General features: G+C 41.8%; 7 protein-coding genes and 2 pseudogenes. 7 read left to right on the top strand and 2 right to left on the bottom strand.

The genetic code is table 11. From position 1 onward, the window contains the following. Positions 1–15: 15 nt before the first annotated feature. Entirely contained in the window at positions 16–9717 is a 9702-nt protein-coding gene (locus NMK36_RS28795; RefSeq protein WP_302184661.1) for an FG-GAP-like repeat-containing protein, read from the bottom strand. Between the two features lie 86 nt (positions 9718–9803). On the opposite strand from NMK36_RS28795, the gene NMK36_RS13985 reads away from it, so the two are divergent. Next, positions 9804–10916, top strand: a complete 1113-nt coding sequence (locus NMK36_RS13985) for an IS630 family transposase (protein ID WP_254172743.1) — start codon at positions 9804–9806, stop codon at positions 10914–10916. Here the strand turns inward: NMK36_RS13985 and NMK36_RS13980 are convergent. Then, a complete protein-coding gene (locus NMK36_RS13980; protein WP_254173994.1) occupies positions 10913–12670 on the bottom strand; it encodes a DUF4347 domain-containing protein in 1758 nt (585 codons plus the stop codon). The genes NMK36_RS13985 and NMK36_RS13980 overlap by 4 nt on opposite strands. A gap of 552 nt (positions 12671–13222) precedes the next feature. Between NMK36_RS13980 and NMK36_RS29000 the strand changes: the two are divergent. From NMK36_RS29000 to NMK36_RS13960, 6 genes and pseudogenes are all read left to right on the top strand, one after another. Next, positions 13223–13366 (top strand): annotated as a pseudogene (locus NMK36_RS29000) (hypothetical protein); the annotation flags it as partial. 183 nt (positions 13367–13549) lie between these two features. Beyond that, the gene (locus tag NMK36_RS13975) at positions 13550–13726 is read left to right on the top strand and encodes a hypothetical protein (protein ID WP_254173993.1); all 177 of its coding nucleotides are present in this window, start codon (positions 13550–13552) and stop codon (positions 13724–13726) included. 552 nt (positions 13727–14278) lie between these two features. Continuing rightward, on the top strand, positions 14279–14416 hold the full coding sequence (locus NMK36_RS13970; protein WP_254173992.1) for a DUF4347 domain-containing protein: 138 nt from the start codon (positions 14279–14281) through the stop codon (positions 14414–14416). Beyond that, a pseudogene (locus tag NMK36_RS28995) lies at positions 14404–14736 on the top strand (DUF4347 domain-containing protein); the annotation flags it as partial. The gene NMK36_RS13970 and the pseudogene NMK36_RS28995, both read left to right, overlap by 13 nt. Before the next feature lie 15 nt (positions 14737–14751). Next, entirely contained in the window at positions 14752–20298 is a 5547-nt protein-coding gene (locus tag NMK36_RS13965) for an Ig-like domain-containing protein (RefSeq protein WP_254173991.1), read from the top strand. A 146-nt stretch (positions 20299–20444) separates the two neighbouring features. Then, positions 20445–20675, top strand: coding sequence for a bromodomain-containing protein (locus tag NMK36_RS13960; protein ID WP_072720619.1), 231 nt, complete (start codon positions 20445–20447; stop codon positions 20673–20675). Position 20676: the final 1 nt, after the last annotated feature.

Here is a 20676-nt window from a genome sequence, read left to right as displayed (position 1 = left end):
TTCGGGATTTCTTCGTTAATTAAGGGTAAAAGAATTAGCGGTAATTGAGTTAGCAGGAACACCGATTAAAGTGGCTAAAAGTTCATTATTGGCTGCGACTTGAATCAAGGTATTTCCGGCTTGAGTTCCACTCCCTTGAAGGATGGTAAGCTGATTAAAATTATAATTTTGCGTCAATTTTAACAGATCCTTACCTCCAACAAAATCTAGGATAAAATCACCATTTTCACCCGGATTTAACATAAAGATATCGGCTCCTTGACCGCCAATGAGGGAATCTGTTCCGACTCCACCATTAAGGGTATCATTGCCTAAATCTCCTGTGACTAAATCATCGCCGTTACTTCCATCTACAAAATCGTCGCCTTGACCGCCATGAATCAGATCGTTATCGTCGCCACCGTAAAGGTTATCGTTCCCTGTACCTCCTGACAACAGATCTTCTCCAGTATGACCAACTAACAGGTCGTTTCCAACTTCTCCTAATACGGTATCATTGCCTAAATCGCCACTGAGGGTATCGTTTCCTAAACCTCCGAAAATCAGGTCATTGTCTTTACCGCCTCCCACCCAGTCTTCATCGGCTCCACCATAAATTAGGTCGTTTCCAAGGAAACCATAAATCACATCTTGACCTAGGTTTCCTGAGAGGAAATCAACTTCACCATAACCGAGTAGGGTATCTTGACCGATACCACCACTGAGGGAGTTGGGACGCTCATCTCCTAAGAGCAGGTCATCGGGGGGGTTACTGGTGGGAATGGAGGTTAGATTTTTCCGAGCGATAAATTGTTCGATGGGGTCGCTCAGGGATGAGGGATTTGTTGTTTTTGGGGTGGGAGTTGAGGGAGTTGGAGTTGTGGGATTAACGGAATTTATTAACCCAACGGTGCTACTATTAATAACCTCTTGATTCGGGTCAATGTTACCGTTATCAATGATGGTTCCTCCTGTGTCTGGGTTGTTGGGATCTGTTGGGGGTTGGTCAATAACAGAAGTATCGATGGTGGTGGTAGCAATTTGAGTGGTTAGGGCTTCTCCAGTATTCTCAGCTACGACTTCGTCAAAGGATTTTGTACCACTGAAGGCGGCACTTAAATCTTCTGTGACGCTGGTTTGGGCGACTTTTTGGGCTTGGAAGATGCCATCAGTGGTGGTGGAGGTCAGGATTTGCTGGTTACTGGCGGCAATCACTTGGGATAATTGAGCCGCATTGTTGGTAATCGCCTCTAGGTTAATAGTGTTGTCTGCTGGGTCTACCTCTGCTAATAAACTGTTTATATTACCAACTGTGTTAGTAATCAAAGTTTGAATCGCTGTGCTATCACTGAGATTGAAACTGCCACTTTGCAGGAGTTGGGCTAGATTCCCAGTCACCTGAGCATCTAAGCTATTACTGCTAACACCGATAACCGTTTGCAGGGAGTTACTGATTTGACTAATCAGGGTTTGCACTGCCACTTGTGCCGCTAACACCGCTAAACCTTCAGGAGAACCCGCTTGGGCGGCTGCGATGGCATCAAAGGTGGCTAAATTAATGGTGCTGGGGAGTCCCAAAGCAGTTTTGACTTGGGTTTCGGATGCTTCTGGGGTGAGTCCTGTATCGACGAGGGTAGAAATTAAAGTCGTTAGAGGGGTAACTACCGTAGAACCGGGAACTGCCCGCAGTGTGCCTGTAAAGGCTTGTCCGGTAATGGCATCGGTGCCACCGACGACCACATATTCCCCTTCATCGAAGTCGAGAGTGCCATTGCTGTTGAGGTCGAAGTTACCCGCAATCTCCAGGGTGAAATTACCCGCAGCATCTGTGGTTGCACCAGGTTCATCGCTATCTTGGGTGCGGTTGAAGTTGGTGTCTAGGAAGGCTGTGGCTCCAGAGATGGGGCCATCTAAAGCTTTGGCTTTGATGGTTTGGGAGATAGCTGCGGGGGTGGCAACTTTAATATCGCCACTGAACACAGCATAAGTGTTAAGGTTAGTTCCTTGAAAGTCTTGAGTTTTGGTGGCTGCATTGAAGGCATAGTTCCCTGAGAAGGTGGTGTCACTGCTAATGGTGACGGTTGGGGGTGAGGTGGGTAAACCTTGGTCATTAATCGCCTTCTGAGCATCTATCGTTGCTTGGGTGATGGCAAATATAGCTCCTCCAAACCCTTGTCCATCATCGGAGGTGACACGATCGTCAGTTCCTGATCCTCCAACGGCTCTGGAATTTGAGAAACTGGAGCCTGTGATGGTGAGGTTGCCTTCCCGGACAAAAATCGCTCCTCCCATCCCTGCACCGCCAAAGATGAGGTCGCTGCCACCGATGCCGCCACTGCCGCCGCCGAAGCCGCCTCTGCCGCCGTAGTTGCTCAAGCCGCCACTGCCGTCGCTGCCGATGCCGCCACTGCCGCCATTGCCGCCGCCGCTGCCGAAGCCGCCTCTGCCGCCAAGGCCGCCGGTGCCTTCAACGCCGCTGATGCCCTCTCTGCCGCCGATGCCGCCTCTGCCACCTTTGCCGCCGAAGCCGCCTCTGCCGCCGAAGCCGCCACTGCCGCCTTCGCCGCCTTTGCCGCCACTGCCGCCGATGCCGACGATGGCATCGTCGCCGCCGATGCCGCCTCTGCCGCCTTCGCCGCCTTTGCCGCCACTGCCGCCCCAGCCGCCCCAGCCGCCTTCGCCGCCGTTGCCGCCGTTGTCGCCCCATTCGCCGTTCCTGCCGTTGATGCCCTTCCTACCGTAGCCACCATTGCTACCGTTGTTAGCTGCTATCTTCTGCAACCCAATTCCACCACCAAACTGCTCGTTGCCCCCTGTACCATTACCACCTCTAGCTTCATTCCCCTCAAACTTCACCCCATCAACCGTGACATTCCCTTGATAAATAAACAGTGCCCCTCCCATCCCCGCACCACCACCGGAGTTATAGCCATCGCCTCCCTTAGCAACTGCGTTTTTCAGGGTCAGGTTCTTAAATTTCACATTCCCTGATTTGACAAAGAAAATCGGACGGTCATCTTGATCCGCAGTACCATCATTATTATTATCCCCATTGATGGTATGTCCTTGCCCATCAACAGTCATATCGCTATCAATCAAACTCCACATCCGTATCACATCGTCGCCAAAATTCAGACGCACATCGGTATTGAGTTTGATGGTATCGGCTCCAGGGCTCTTATTGGCTCTGTCTATCGCCCAACTCAGAGTTCCTTCGGTATCTCCCTTACCGTTATCTGTGTCTTTGGTGACGATAATATCCCCCAAAAGGACTGCATTGGTTGGGTTACTATTAACGGTTTCTTTGGTTCCTTGTCCATCGGTATAACTAACTTTTACCTGTACCTTTTTCCCTACTTGGGTTTGAGATAAGGTAAACGTATTATTAGTTGCTCCACTAATATTAGTCCAGGTGACTCCATTATCTGCTGACTCTTGCCATTGATAATTAAACGTTCCTAAACCATCTGCATCCGCTAAGGTATTTGTTGCCGTTAAAATTTGGTTTTGTTCGGCTGTTCCTGTAATACTAATATTCCCTGTGGGTAAGTCATTAACGGCAATAACATTAATAGTAATTGTATTAGCTGTCACACTATCAATAATGCCGTCATTAACGGTGAACTTGAAGTTGGCATAACTGCTACCGTTAGCATTGGCAACTGGGGTGAAGACTAAGCTGGGAATATCAGCAGCAGTGATCACTTGGTTAGCTGTAACAGCAGTGCCATTCAGTTGTAATGTCCCCACTGTGGGCAGTTGGGTGATTTTTATTGATGCTAGGGTATCTGTGGTGTCTACATCACTGAAACCGAAGTCCGCCGTCGTAAAGGTGTAGTTGTTGTCTTCGTTAACGGTTAGGGTTTTGTTGGCGGCTGTGGGCGGAGTATTGGTATTATTAACCGTCAGTTGGAAACTGTTTTCAACTGTAGTATTACTACTATCTTTAGCTGTAACTTTGATAGTAAGATTACCGAGATCTGCATTAGTGGGTTTTCCGGTAAATGTTCCGGTTGTGGTGTTGAAAGTTAACCAACTGGGTAAGGTTGTACCATCCGCTAAGGTGGCGCTATAGGTTAAACTATCCCCTGCATCAATATCGCTAAAGTTATTAACAATATTCAGATTGAAATTGCTATCTGGATTGGCGGTCTGGGCGGTAATAGCTGTATTTAATACAGGGATATCATTAACGGCAGTAACATCAATAGTAATTGTATTAGCTGCCACACTATCAATAATGCCGTCATTAACGGTGAACTTGAAGTTGGCATAACTGCTACCGTTAGCATTAGCAACTGGGGTGAAGACTAAGCTGGGAATATCAACAGCAGAGATCACTTGGTTAGCTGCAACAGCAGTGCCATTCAGTTGTAATGTCCCCACTGTGGGCAGTTGGGTGATTTTTATTGATGCTAGGGTATCTGTGGTGTCTACATCACTGAAACCGAAGTCCGCCGTCGTAAAGGTGTAGTTGTTGTCTTCGTTAACGGTTAGGGTTTTGTCCGTGGCAGTGGGAGTATTGTTAAAGGCTGTTACCACAATGGAGGCGGTGGCGGTGTTGGTGCTAAAGGCTGTTGTACCGCCGTTAATGCGAGTGTCGGCTGTAGTTCCGGCTGTACCTGTGGACTGATCCCAGGCGCGGAAGGTGAGGGCAGTGGTAATAGTCCCGTTGTAGTCAGCGTTGGGTTGGAAGCGGACTTTGTTACTCGGATCTAATAATAGGGCGTTACTGTTGCTGACAACGGGGAAGTTTGTCCAGGTTGTGCCGTTGTCGGTGGAATATTGCCAGGTGCCGTTATTGTCGGCAGCAGTGATAGCAATGGCTTCGGTGATGGTGGTGGTGTCTACATCGGATATCGGGAAAAGATGGTTATAGATTTTGCTGATGGGGTTACTAGAACTATCCTTGCCCGTGAGCAGGATGTCGGTGTCCCCATCTTTGTCAAAGTCGGCGGTGGTGACGGAACTATAGCGAACACCCGTGAGGGAGACGTTGGTGTTGAGGCTAAAACCGCCACTGCCGTTGTTGCTATAGATTTGGCTGATGGGGCCATAACCATCCAAGCCCGTGAGCAGGATGTCGGTGTACCCATCTTTGTCAAAGTCGGCTGTGGTGACGGAACTTCTGTAAACACCGGTGAGGGAGATGTTGGTGTTTTCGCTAAAACCGCCACTGCCGTTGTTGCTATAGATTTGGCTGATGGGGTTATTATAACCAGCGTAGCCCGTGAGTAGGATGTCGGTGTCCCCATCAGAGTCAAAGTCGGCGGTGGTGACGGAACTTCTGTCAACACCGATGAGGGAGACCTTAGTGTTTTCGCTAAAACCGCCACTGCCGTTGTTGCTATAGATTTGGCTGATGGGTTTCTTAGAACTATCCCGGCCCGTGAGCAGGATATCGGTGTCCCCATCTTTGTCAAAGTCGGCGGTGGTGACGGAACTATAGCGAACACCCGTGAGGGAGACGTTGGTGTTGAGGCTAAAACCGCCACTGCCGTTGTTGCTATAGATTTTGCTGATGGGGTTATCAGAACCATCCTGGCCCGTGAGCAGGATGTCGGTGTCCCCATCATTGTCGAAGTCAGCGGTGGCGACGGAACTCCATATAACACCGGTGAGGGAGATGTTGGTGTTTTCGCTAAAACCGCCACTGCCGTTGTTGCTATAGATTTTGCTGATGGGGCCAGAACTAGAGGAGCCCGTGAGCAGGATGTCGGTGTACCCATCTTTGTCAAAGTCGGCTGTGGTAACGGAACTTCTGTAAACACCGGTGAGGGAGATGTTGGTGTTTTCGCTAAAACCGCCACTGCCATTGTTGCTATAGATTTTGCTGATGCGGTTATTAAAACCATCTTTGCCCGTGAGTAGGATGTCGGTGTCCCCATCTTTGTCAAAGTCGGCTGTGGTGACGGAACTTCTGTAAACACCGGGGAGGGAGACGTTGGTGTTTTCTTTGATACCTAAAGGTGGAGGAATAAGATTCCCGACAGTATCCCCACTGGAGTTGCTGTCATCTTCGTTAATAGGGGTGAGGCTATAGGTGAAGTTGGTATTATCTAATACGGGAGCATGGTTAACGGCAGTGACATTAGTAACGGTAGCTGTGGGTGTACTATTAACCGTTTCTTGTGTTCCTAATAGGTCTGTATAACTAACTTTGACCTGTACCTTTTTCCCCACTTGTGTTTGAGATAAGGTGAACGTATTATTAGTCGCTCCACTAATATTAGTCCAGGTGACTCCATTATCGGCTGACTGTTGCCATTGATAATTTAATGTTCCTAAACCATCAACATCTGCTAAGGTATTTGTTGCCGTTAAGGTTTGATTTTGTTTTGCTGTCCCTGTAATACTAACATTACCTGTGGGTAAGTCGTTAACATTAGTAACGGTAGTTGTAGGTGAACTATTAACCGTTTCTGCTGTTCCTAATAGGTCTGTATAACTAACTTTTACTTGTACCTTTTTCCCAACTTGTGTTTGAGATAAGGTGAACGTATTATTAGTCGCTCCACTAATATTAGTCCAGGTGACTCCATTATCGGCTGACTGTTGCCATTGATAATTAAAAGTACCTAAACCATCTGCATCTGCTAAGGTATTTGTGGCGGTTAAGGTTTGATTTTGGGTCGCTGTTCCTGTAATATTAACTGTTCCTGTAGGAGCGTCGTTAATATTAGTAACCACAGAAGTCGGACTACTATTAACCGTTTCTGCTGTCCCTAATAGGTCAGTATAACTAACTTTGACCTGTACCTTTTTCCCCACTTGGGTTTGAGATAAGGTCAAAGTATTATTAGTCGCTCCACTAATATTAGTCCAGGTGACTCCATTATCAGATGACTGTTGCCATTGATAATTAAAAGTACCTAAACCATCTGCATCTGCTAAGGTATTGGTTGCCGTTAAAATTTGGTTTTGTGTCGCTGTTCCTGTAATATTAACTGTTCCTGTAGGAGCGTCGTTAATATTAGTAACCACAGAAGTCGGACTACTATTAACCGTTTCTGCTGTCCCTAATAGGTCAGTATAACTAACTTTGACCTGTACCTTTTTCCCCACTTGTGTTTGAGATAAGGTAAACGTATTATTAGTCGCTCCACTAATATTAGTCCAGGTGACTCCATTATCGGCTGACTCTTGCCATTGATAATTTAATGTTCCTAAACCATCTGCATCCGCTAAGGTATTAGTGGCGGTTAAAATTTGGTTTTGGGTTGCTGTTCCTGTAATACTAACATTACCTGTGGGTAAGTCGTTAACATTAGTAACGGTAGTTGTAGGTGAACTATTAACCGTTTCTGCTGTTCCTAATAGGTCTGTATAACTAACTTTGACCTGTACCTTTTTCCCCACTTGTGCTTGAGATAAGGCAAAAGTATTATTAGTTGCTCCACTAATATCTGTCCAGGTAACTCCATTATCGGCTGACTCTTGCCATTGATAATTTAATGTTCCTAAACCATCTGCATCTGCTAAGGTATTGGTTGCGGTTAAAATTTGGTTTTGTGTTGCTGTTCCTGTAATATTAACTGTTCCTGTAGGAGCGTCGTTAATATTAGTAACCACAGAAGTCGGACTACTATTAACAGTTTCTACTGTCCCTTGTCCATCGGTATAACTAACTTTGACCTGTACTTTTTTCCCAACTTGTGCTTGAGATAAGGCAAAAGTATTATTAGTTGCTCCACTAATATCTGTCCAGGTAACTCCATTATCGGCTGACTCTTGCCATTGATAATTTAATGTTCCTAAACCATCTGCATCTGCTAAGGTATTGGTTGCGGTTAAAATTTGGTTTTGTGTTGCTGTTCCTGTAATATTAACTGTTCCTGTAGGAGCGTCGTTAATATTAGTAACCACAGAAGTCGGACTACTATTAACTGTTTCTGCTGTTCCTAATAGGTCAGTATAACTAACTTTGACCTGTACCTTTTTCCCTACTTGTGTTTGAGATAAGGTGAAAGTATTATTAGTCGCTCCATTAATATTCGTCCAGGTGACTCCATTATCGCCTGACTCTTGCCATTGATAATTTAATGTTCCTAAACCATCAACATCTGCTAAGGTATTGGTTGCCGTTAAAATTTGGTTTTGTGTCGCTGTTCCTGTAATACTAACATTACCTGTGGGTAAGTCGTTAACATTAGTAACGGTAGTTGTAGGTGAACTATTAACTGTTTCTGCTGTCCCTAATAGGTCAGTATAACTAACTTTTACTTGTACCTTTTTCCCAACTTGTGTTTGAGATAAGGCAAAAGTATTATTAGTCGCGCCACTAATATTAGTCCAGGTGACTCCATTATCGGCTGACTCTTGCCATTGATAATTAAACGTTCCTAAACCATCAACATCTGCTAAGGTATTGGTTGCCGTTAAAATTTGGTTTTGTGTTGCTGTACCCGCAATATTAACTGTTCCTGTAGGAGCATTATTCAAAAGTCCAGAAACCACAGAAGTCGAACTACTATTAACTGTTTCTGCTGTTCCTAATAGGTCTGTATAACTAACTTTTACTTGTACCGTTTTCCCAACTTGTGCTTGAGATAAGGTAAAAGTATTATTAGTCGCTCCACTAATATTAGTCCAGGTGACTCCATTATCTGATGACTCTTGCCATTGATAATTTAATGTTCCTAAACCATCTGCATCTGCTAAGGTATTGGTTGCCGTTAAAATTTGGTTTTGTGTCGCTGTTCCTGTAATATTAACTGTTCCTGTAGGAGCGTCGTTAATATTAGTAACCACAGAAGTTGGACTACTATTAACCGTTTCTGCTGTTCCTAATAGGTCTGTATAACTAACTTTTACTTGTACCGTTTTCCCTACTTGTGCTTGAGATAAGGTGAACGTATTATTAGTCGCTCCACTAATATTAGTCCAGGTGACTCCATTATCTGAGGACTCTTGCCATTGATAATTAAACGTTCCTAAACCATCTGCATCTGCTAAGGTATTGGTTGCCGTTAAGGTTTGATTTTGTTTTGCTGTACCCGCAATATTAACTGTTCCTGTAGGAGCATTATTCAAAAGTCCAGAAATCACAGAAGTCGAACTACTATTAACCGTTTCTGCTGTTCCTAATAGGTCTGTATAACTAACTTTTACCTGTACCTTTTTCCCAACTTGTGCTTGAGATAAGGTGAAAGTATTATTAGTCGCTCCACTAATATTAGTCCAGGTGACTCCATTATCTGAGGACTCTTGCCATTGATAATTAAACGTTCCTAAACCATCAACATCCGCTAAAGTATTGGTGGCGGTTAAAATTTGGTTTTGTGTTGCTGTTCCTGTAATACTAACATTACCTGTCGGTAAGTCGTTAACATTAGTAACTACAGCAGTTGGACTACTATTAACTGTTTCTGCTGTTCCTAATAAGTCAGTATAACTAACTTTTACTTGTACCTTTTTCCCAACTTGTGCTTGAGATAAGGTGAAAGTATTATTAGTCGCTCCACTAATATTAGTCCAGGTGACTCCATTATCTGCTGACTGTTGCCATTGATAATTTAATGTTCCTAAACCATCAACATCTGCTAAGGTATTTGTGGCGGTTAAAATTTGGTTTTGTGTTGCTGTTCCTGTAATACTAACTGTTCCTGTAGGAGCGTCGTTAATATTAGTAACTACAGCAGTTGGACTACTATTAACTGTTTCTGCTGTTCCTAATAGGTCAGTATAACTAACTTTTACTTGTACCGTTTTCCCCACTTGTGTTTGAGATAAGGTCAAAGTATTATTAGTCGCTCCACTAATAAGCTGTTAAGCATCTAAATAGGGTATAATGAAAAACCAAGTTTAGAAAAATCAATCAAAAGATGCCTGCTAAAAATCATTTAAATGAAAAGCAAGTAGAGAAACTACAGAAAAGATTGAAAGAGGAAGAAAATGGACAAATCCGAGAAAGAATCTTGATTTTATTATTGCTAAATGATGGTAAAAAGCAAAGTGAAATTGCCAAGTTTTTGGGCTGCTCATTAAACAAAGTATGTTATTGGTGTGTACATGGAGACCCTGACAAATTAGAAAGCCTAAAAGATGAAAGAATGAAAGGAAATTATAGAAAAGCCACAGACAAATATATAGAGATATTATTAGAAACAGTAGAAAAAGAACCGGAAGAATTAGGATATGAATTTGGGAGATGGACAGGAGAAAGATTGGCAACTTATTTAGAACAAATCACAGGAATCAAATTAAGTAGTTCACAAGTGAGAAAGATATTAAAGGAAAAAAAGTATGTTTATTTGTGGGCAAAGTATAGCTTAGAAGAGAAAAGAGATCCAGAAAAAAGAAAATTATTTAAAGATAAAATAGAAGAATATTTGAAAATAGCAAAAGAAAGTCCAGAACAATTACAGGTATGGTTTTGGGATGAAAGTGGATTTAATTTAAGAGTGATAAAAAGAAAGAATTGGTGTAAAAAAGGGAAGAGGAAACAGATTAGAGGAGACAGGAGGAAAGGAAGAGTTAATGTGATGGGAGGATTGAGGTACTCGGATAAAAAAAGATTTGTAGAATTTCTGGATAAAGGAAATGCAGATAATTTTTATCAAGTGTTAAAAAGTTTTTATCAAGAGCTAATTTATGAATGGGTATTAGCGGGAAATCAAGCAGAAGAATTTGTAGAAAAAGGAGCTAAGATCCTGATTATTCTTGACAATGCAAGTTTTCACAAAAAAGAAGAGTACCTAGAAAAAATTAAAGCAGAAATGCCGAATGTCTATTTAGAATTTCTTCCAGCATATAGTCCAGATTATAATTTAATTGAATTAGTCTGGCATTCAGCTAAAGAATATATAGCTCATCGACTCTTTAAATCAGTTGATGAGCTAGAGTGTTTATTACATCAGCTTTTAAATGAAGGACAGTTATCTATTAAATGGGGACGTAAACTTAAAAACAAAGGTAATGCTATAATCACAGTTTAAATACACAACAGCTTATCTGTCCAGTTGACTCCATTATCGCCTGACTCTTGCCATTGATAATTTAATGTTCCTAAACCATCTGCATCCGCTAAGGTATTGGTGGCGGTTAAAATTTGGTTTTGTGTTGCTGTTCCTGTAATACTAACTGTTCCTGTAGGAGCGTCGTTAATATTAGTAATACTTAAATTAGAGGTAGCTGTGGCGGTACTAAAAGCTGTTATTCCTCCATTGGTGCTGACATTCACACCCGTTTGTCCATTGCTGCCACTGGTGCCATCCCATCCTCGATAAGTGAGGCTGACATTACCGTTAAAGTTGGCATTTGGAACAAATCGAACTAAGGCTGTATTACTTAAAAGAGTCGCTGAACTGTCTGTTACTGCCCCAAATGTTGTCCAATTGTTGCCATTATCGTTAGAAAACTGCCAAGTTCCGTCACTTGCATTGCTTAAACTGGTGACAGCTATGCCACTGGGGTCGCTGTTGGCATCGGTGAAACCACTGCTTAAGACGGTGGAAACTAATGTCCCTGGATTGGTTGTCGGGTCTTCGTTAATTGTGGTTAAATTAGATACGTTAGCTGCATTTAGGACGGGGGCGCTGTTGTTGTATTCTCCCGTAGCCCCAAAAAAGCTTACCCAGTTGTTAGCTGTGGTTCCACTGGTTTTTGTAAAGGTAATACTACTGAGTGTTTTGGCTGGGTTGGGAGCGAACTTCAGCCCGTACAGGGCAGCCGTGTCAGCATCATGATAGTTGCTTCCTGTCAAATCAAAGCTTCGATCCATCCCATCAATCAGATAGTATGTGTTAGCGGATTCGGTAATGGTGTCAAACCAGTCGGGTACATCGGCTGTGCTGGTTTCATTAGTGCCATCGCTATAGTTAAATTTCACCTCTATCCCGGCTGTACCATCTGTACTGGTGGCGAACAGGTGGATGGCTGAATATTGACCAGATGTAATGTTGAAGGTAAAGCTGGTATTGTTGGCACTGAGGACTTTGGCGTTGTTGCCGTCACTGGTGTTACTGTAACCGAGTTGAATTGCGGGATGGTAGGTATTGGCTGCGAAAGAGCCGTTATCGGGTAAACCATTGCCATTAGCACCTGCTTTAAAGGTGGCAAAAGACTGAGTGATGAGGGTTTCACTCGGTTGGCTCAGGCCGTTTTGGCTGGGGTCTGTGGTGCCGTTATTATAGTTAATAATGACATCCTCGGTGAAGATTGAACTCAAGTCGAAGTTTTTGATTGCTAATACTCCGCCATAGTTTTCCATTGTTACTGCTGAAAAAGCTAGGGGGGTTTCTATTGACCCGATGGTTTTGTCTAATTTCCAGTCTCCTCCTAGGGTCGCATTGCCAGTTTTTCGGCTGGATGCTGCTATGTTGGCCCCTATCATTTGATTCAGGTGCTGGATGAATTTTTCTCCTATTTCTCCGGCTGCTACTTCACATCCATACACTAAAATATCGGCGGTTTTTGTTAGGGCTTTTCCCCACTGCTGAAGTGGTTTCCTAAAACCATCTAAATTTTCCCTATTTAGAAGGTCTGAACCGAGTTGTAAATGACCGGGGCTTCCGTGAGAAACGATATGTAGGGCTTGAATTTTTGATAAGCCTTTGAGTGCTTGTGTGATCTGTTCTACCCCACTTGGGTCTGGGTCTAAAATCACGATTTCTGCGTTTTTGTTGGCTCCTTCTATTAGGCTTGGGTAGTTGTCGATAGTGGAGTCAATGAAAATAATTTGTTTTTTCATGGTTTTCAATTCAGTTGATTAATTAATGGCCAAAGGATTCTAATCAGTAGTTGCCGGGAGATCGCACCCATTTGAAGGGATGAACGGAAAGGACGATCTCTATTGACCCGATGTACAATTTTTCCTCGGTTTAAACAGTACAATCGGGAAAATTGCCGTTGGGTATATTTGGAGAACGCCTCAATTTAACGTTAATAACTTTAGTATAACCGATTAATTATGTGTTGAATACCGTAGAATTACTGAAATTTTTTCATGAGGTTTTTGGCCCAAAATTATATCGGTGAAAATCTGGATAGGGGAGCAACGGGACTCCTGTTTAAATGTTTGCTACGCATCCGTCCAAGTAGAGACGTTGTATGCAAGGTCTCTACAGGAGGTTTAGGAGATTATTTAAAATATCCTCTTCAATAGAAGATAAAATTTTAGGCTTCATTGGATCTTAATTTTAAAATCTTTAAAATGCTTACTAAAATCTCGCTTCACTTCTTCTATTGGGACTTAAACAAAAATAAGGAGCTAAATAGGTGATAATTATTATATACCAAGCCTATTACGGGTAATGCTTTAGCTAATATTATTACCGGAAATACAGCTAATAATATTCTCAATGGTAGCGGTGCTGACCAATTATTAGGTGGGGATGGCAATGATTCTCTGAGTGGAGATGCTGCTAATGATACCCTTACAGGTGGACTTGGTGCGGATAAATTTATCTACAATACCAATGCAGCCTTTGCTACTTCTGCCGTTGGTGTAGATACGATTACCGATTTTACCATAGCCCAAGGTGATCAAATTGTATTAGATAAAACCACCTTTACCAGTATTAGTAGTATTGCGGGAACTGGGTTTTCTGTTGTTGGTGAGTTTGCCAAAGTGACCACCGATGCTCTCGCTGCGACCAGCGCGGCGGATATTGTGTATAACACTGCAACCGGAGGATTATTTTATAATCAAAATGGTACAGCCGCAGGTTTTGGCACAGGGTCTCAATTCCTTACCTTAACGAATAAACCAGCCTTAACAGCAACTCAATTTGTAATTCAAGCTTAATTTGAAATTGATAAACAGAGAAGCCGGGTTTTTTCCACAATACCTTCGTCAGTTTTTTTAACTGTAGAAGTAACCACCAAGACACGAAGGCACGAAGGAAGAGATAAAGGAGATATTATATTCAAAGGACATGATTAAACTATACCCTTGTTATTGTCACAATCATATCTTCTGAATCATCCTTCTTGCTTTCTTCGTGTCTTTGTGGTGACAAATGCAGAAGAGATCTTAAAAATTACCCCAAATTACTATTAATATTTTTTGAATTCACAATAACAATATTTAGCAAAATTATAGAAAATAACTACACGGTCAGTCTTTTAAAATCTATATCTTAGGTATAAGCACAAAAAATATATTGCTGGCTACAATGAGGTTGATTCAGTTGGTTTCAAGAACCTATACAGCTAGATTTTAGCTGTGTATTGACTTGAACATAGAGATTATTTGCCTAAACCTAGAACTTATATAAAAGGTTTAGGTGATAAGGATATTTGCATCTACATAATAAACTTCAACCTCATTTTTAATTAAAATTAGGACTATCTGGGTATGTCATTACAAAAGCAACAAAAAGCCATCGTTTTTATTGATGCTCGTGTTGAAGATTATCACATCTTATTAGAAGAAGTTGATCCAACCGCAGAAGTTATTATTTTTCCCCTAACAAAGATGGAATTCAAGAAATAACCTCTGTTCTCAGCCATCGCAAAAATATTCAATCTCTCCATATTATTTCTCACGGAAGTCCCGCAGAAGTAAAATTAGGAAATACCGAATTAAATACCCATACTCTGAATCAATATGCACCTCAAATTAAACAATGGCAAACTGCTTTTACCCAACATACCGATTTATTATTATATGGCTGTAATATTGCTCAGGGGAGTTTAGGAAAATCTTTTATTCATCACTTAGCTAAACTGACTCAAACTCAGGTTGCAGCCTCCAAAAATTTAATTGGAAATGCCGAATTAGGAGGAAATTGGACGTTAGAAGAAACCACTGGAACCATTCAAACGCCATTGTGTTTGAGTGCAAAAGCGATCGCAAATTACAAGGGAATTTTATCTGAACCTGCGATTAATTTTAGGGGTACTTTTGTGCAAAATGGGGTAACCACTTACGAAGCCCCAGGTGCTAACGACCCCAATACAATCTACACAATGAACTATGCAGGAAATAACAATACATTCAATTCTTTTGATATTGTTCTTCCCGATGTGGGAACAGTTCCCTTTGAAATCATTAAGAATTTAGATTTTCTGAAAATTCAACGAAAAGATAACCCGGAAGTTCAAGGAATTAGGGATATTTTGTGGTTTGATGGTGCTGCAAATGGCACAACAATTAATATAAATTCAGGCTATAACAGCAGCATGGACGTTGCTCTGAGAACTCCTATTTTAAACTTAGGAACTGACAATGTTTTTACGAATACAGGAAATCCTAATAACAACAATAACAATATTGAACGAATAGATTTTATAGAACCCGGAGGTTTAATTTCACCTACGACCAATGAGAATATAGGTTTTGTATTAGTTGAACGAGGAAAACCTGGTTTAAATGATCCCGTTATTATCACTCCAATTTTAGGTATTGATGAACAGAATAAACCCACAGAATTCGGGGGGTTAATTAACATTAGTGATGGGGAGTGGGGAAATTCTGGGCTTCCCGATGTTATTCCTCAAATTACCCGCCAAGATGCAAATCAAGATAAAATGCGTTGGTCTTTTACCAGTACAACACAAAGTATTGGAGGTATTTATGTTAGCTTTGCCGATTTAGGGATTAATCCTGGGGAAACTTTCTATGGTTATGCCATATTTCCAGCAGATGTAAATGCCAATATGGATTTAATCGGATTATCAGATGTCCCCTTAAATACCAATCAAGAATTAGGCGGTTTAGATGTTATTACCGGAGGATTATTAGCCAGTGCACTTAATATTGCTCCCACCAGTAGTAACAATAATGTCACTACTTTAGAAGATACTCCTTATAGTTTTGTTGCTGCCAATTTCCCCTTTACTGACCTCAATACTGGGGATACGTTACAACAGGTCAAAATTACCAGTCTCCCCACCCAAGGAACACTTAACTTTGGTAGTCAAGCTGTTACTATTAATCAAATTATTTCGATTGCAGAAATTGGTCAATTAAATTTTAGTTCACCGCTTAATGCCAATGGTGACAATTACGCGAACTTTAGCTTTCAAGTCGGAGACGGAACGGATTTTAGTGGTAATTATACCCTCACCGTTAATGTTACTCCTGTTAATGACGCGCCGGAAATTAATGACCTCAACAATAACCCCAGTTATATCTTAGGAGAAAACCCGGTTGTTCTCGATAACAATGCCATTATCAATGATGTAGAATTAGATGCTATTAACAATTATGCTGGCTCTACTCTAACTTTAAGTCGTGATGGTGCAGCTAATCCAAATGATGTTTTTAGCGGAAGTGGCACATTAGGAGCCCTTACTCCTGGGGGAAATCTAACAGTTAATGGCGCTATCATTGGCACTGTCACCAACAATAGTGGGGGTCAACTTTCCCTCACCTTCACGAATGCGACAGCAACTCAAGTAGATACGGTTTTACAACAAATTGCCTATTCTAATAGTGGTGATACTTCGGAAACAGTTACGATTAACTATAGCTTCAATGATGGCAATACAGGAAGCCAAGGTACAGGAGGCGCTTTAACGGCTACAGGTAGCCTTACGGTTAATATTAATACGCCACCCAACCAACCCCCCACAGCAACCAACGACACCGCCACAACTCAACAAGATATTCCTGTCACCTTAACCCCTCTAAATAACGATACTGACCCAGAAGGTGATAATTTAATTATTGAATCCGTTAATAATCCTAATAACGGTACAGTTAACTTAAATCCTAATACCGGAGAAGTTGTATTTACGCCTACACCCGGTTATATTGGCCCTGCAAGTTTTGAATATACTGTCAATGATGGTAATGGGGGAACAAGTACCGCAACTGCTAATATTACGGTGAATGCACCCCCCAACCAAGTCCCCACAGCAACCAACGACACCGCCACAACTCAACAAGATATTCCTGTCACCTTAACCCCTCTAAATAACGATACTGACCCAGAAGGTGATAATTTAATTATTGAATCCGTTAATAATCCTAATAACGGTACAGTTAACTTAAATCCTGATACTGGAGAAGTTGTCTTTACGCCTACACCCGGTTATATTGGGCCTGCAAGTTTTGAATATACTGTCAATGATGGAAACGGGGGAACAAGTACCGCAACGGCTAATATTACGGTTGAAGCACTACCCAACCAACCCCCTATTCTTGTTGATGATACGGCTACCACTCAACAAGATATTCCTGTTACCTTAAATCCTTTAAATAATGATACCGACCCCAATGGAGATAATTTAACTATTGCATCTGTTAATAATCCTAATAACGGTACAGTTAACTTAAATCCTGATACTGGAGAAGTTGTCTTTACGCCTACACCCAGTTATATTGGGCCTGCAAGTTTTGAATATACTGTCAATGATGGAAACGGGGGAATTAGCACCGCAACTGTTAATATTACTGTTGATGAACTTCCTAACCAACCGCCTATTCTTGTTGATGATACTGCTACAACTCAACAAGATACTCCTGTTACCTTAACCCCTCTAAATAACGATACTGACCCAGAAGGTGATAATTTAACTATTGCATCTGTTAATAATCCTAATAACGGTACAGTTAACTTAAATCCTGATACTGGAGAAGTTGTCTTTACTCCCACACCCGGTTATATTGGGCCTGCAAGTTTTGAATATACTGTCAATGATGGAAACGGGGGAACAAGTACCGCAACGGCTAATATTACGGTTGAAGCACTACCCAACCAACCCCCTATTCTTGTTGATGATACGGCTACCACTCAACAAGATATTCCTGTTACCTTAAATCCTTTAAATAATGATACCGACCCCAATGGAGATAATTTAACTATTGCATCTGTTAATAATCCTAATAACGGTACAGTTAACTTAAATCCTGATACTGGAGAAGTTGTCTTTACTCCCACACCCGGTTATATTGGGCCTGCAAGTTTTGAATATACTGTCAATGATGGAAACGGGGGAATTAGCACCGCAACTGTTAATATTACTGTTGATGAACTTCCTAACCAACCGCCTATTCTTGTTGATGATACTGCTACAACTCAACAAGATACTCCTGTTACCTTAACCCCTCTAAATAACGATACTGACCCAGAAGGTGATAATTTAACTATTGCATCTGTTAATAATCCTAATAACGGTACAGTTAACTTAAATCCTGATACTGGAGAAGTTGTCTTTACTCCCACACCCGGTTATATTGGGCCTGCAAGTTTTGAATATACTGTCAATGATGGAAACGGGGGAATTAGCACCGCAACTGTTAATATTACTGTTGATGAACTTCCTAACCAACCGCCTATTCTTGTTGATGATACTGCTACAACTCAACAAGATACTCCTGTTACCTTAACCCCTCTAAATAACGATACTGACCCAGAAGGTGATAATTTAACTATTGCATCTGTTAATAATCCTAATAACGGTACAGTTAACTTAAATCCTGATACTGGAGAAGTTGTCTTTACTCCCACACCCGGTTATATTGGGCCTGCAAGTTTTGAATATACTGTCAATGATGGTAATGGAGGAACAAGTACCGCAACGGCTAATATTACGGTTGAAGCACTACCCAACCAACCTCCTATTCTTGTTGATGATACGGCTACAACTCAACAAGATATTCCTGTTACCTTAACCCCTTTAAATAATGATACCGACCCCAATGGAGATAATTTAATTATTGAATCCGTTAATAATCCTAATAACGGTACAGTTAACTTAAATCCTGATACTGGAGAAGTTGTCTTTACTCCCACACCCGGTTATATTGGGCCTGCAAGTTTTGAATATACTGTCAATGATGGTAATGGGGGAATTAGTACCGCAACTGCTAATATTACTGTTGATGAACTTCCGACAATAGCACCTTTATCCCCTCCGGTTTTTGTACCTGATGATGAGTGTGATCTTTGTCCTCCCCTTCCTGAATTACCCAGTGTTGTCTTTCCAGAACGTCCAGTTTTAGGGTTGAGTTCTCCCAATATTGCCACAACTACGATTAACGGTACTAATGAGAATGATAGTCTGCTGGGAACACCTGGAAATGACAACATCTTCTCATTTGGAGGAGATGATGTCATTGATGCGTTACCTGGAAATGACAATATCTATAGTGGTGACGGCGATGATAGCGTTGATGGGGGAGAAGGAACTGCTTGGATAGAAGGCGGAAAAGGAAATGATCAACTTCGGGGTAGTTTTGATAATGATACCCTTCAAGGTCAAGAAGGAAATGATAGTTTATTTGGAGGCATTGATGATATTCCCCCCATATCGGGTCGTGATATTACTGGACAAGATTGGTTGAGTGGGGGGACGGGAGATGATTTCCTCTCGGCTAATGAAAATAACGATACTCTAACCGGGGATGATGGTAACGATATTGGATATGGTGGGAAGAATAATGACCTGATCTTTGGGGATAAAGGCAATGATAGCCTCTATGGAGATGAGAATAATGACACCCTCATTGGCAGTGTAACTGATGGTACTGTTCCACCAGAAGGGGAGGAAGAAGACGTTCTCTATGGTTATGAGAACAATGATTTAATTCAAGGCGGTATCGGTAAGGATACCATTTATGCCGGGGAAGGAGATGATTTCGTTTTTGGCGGTCAACAAGATGATTTGTTGCGGGGTGAATTAGGCCGAGATACTGTTTATGGTGATGAAGGTAATGATACCTTATTTGGTGGTTACTTCCCCCAAGATATGATGAGTGACCCTTCAGAGGATTTGTTATGGGGGGGAACAGGGGATGATGTTCTCTATGGTAACTTGTTTAACGATACCTTAATCGGTGGTGAAGGAAATGATACCCTCTATGGGGGGGAAGATGACGATATTCTCTATGGCGAGAATGGCGATGATTTGATGTATGGAGATCAAGGGAGTGATATTGTCTGCGGTGGCGACGGGGATGATACCCTCTATGGCGGTACAGGTGAAACTGGAAACATCAAAGATATCTCGCAATTAGAACAATTAGAGGGAGGTGCAGGAAATGATATTCTTTCAGCCAATGAAGGTATGGGTGAACTGTGCGGAGATGAAGGTAATGATACCCTCTATGGCGGTAAAGAAGCGGATACCCTCAAAGGAGGTGCAAATGATGACTGGTTGTTTAGTGATTTGGGAAATGATAGTTTAACTGGAGGAAGTGGAAGTGATCGCTTTGTAATTGCTGCGGATACAGGATTAGATCAAATTACCGATTTTCAACTCGGACAAGATTTGATTGTATTAAATCAGGGTTTAACGTTCTCTCAACTCACTCTAACTCAAGATGGAACATCGGCTTTAATTAGTTTTAATAATCAACCGTTAGTCAAGCTTAATAACATCCAAGCAGAGTTGATTTCTAGCAATGCGTTTGAGGTATTAGTTTAACAATAGTAGAGGCGGTGTATGCAACCTCTCTACTTGGGGTTTAGGGTTCATATAATTTAATGACTCCGAAGATTTATCACCTCGGATAGAAGGCAGGAAACCTTAAACAATTTTATCCTAAAAATTGATAATCATTAAGGTTTCCGATGGATTTTAAATATAAATGGAAAAATGGTGCAACTCCGACCCCGGATGAAGCTGCACATAAAGCTCATCTCCTCGATGAAAGTCAATTTGAAACGACTCAGGATCAACAAATTGCAGAGGAACAAGCCCGACAATATTTGAATGTACCCCTGCGAACGTTAGACGCAGATAAATACCCGTTACCTCATGGTGATTCTACAAGCGAAAGTGCAGATATCCAAAAGCCGTAAG

The organism is Planktothrix pseudagardhii (assembly GCF_904830925.1).
GTDB lineage: Bacteria > Cyanobacteriota > Cyanobacteriia > Cyanobacteriales > Microcoleaceae > Planktothrix > Planktothrix tepida.
Note: the sequence above shows the minus strand (reverse complement) of the source record. Positions and strands in the feature narration are given on the sequence as shown.

Bases quoted from the DNA above. Each gene is read 5' to 3' on its own strand.
- NMK36_RS13980 (WP_254173994.1), bottom strand. From the start codon at position 12,670: ATGAAAAAACAAATTATTTTCATTGACTCCACTATCGACAACTACCCA.
- NMK36_RS13970 (WP_254173992.1), top strand. From the start codon at position 14,279: ATGTCATTACAAAAGCAACAAAAAGCCATCGTTTTTATTGATGCTCGT.
- NMK36_RS13985 (WP_254172743.1), top strand. From the start codon at position 9,804: ATGCCTGCTAAAAATCATTTAAATGAAAAGCAAGTAGAGAAACTACAG.
- NMK36_RS13960 (WP_072720619.1), top strand. From the start codon at position 20,445: ATGGATTTTAAATATAAATGGAAAAATGGTGCAACTCCGACCCCGGAT.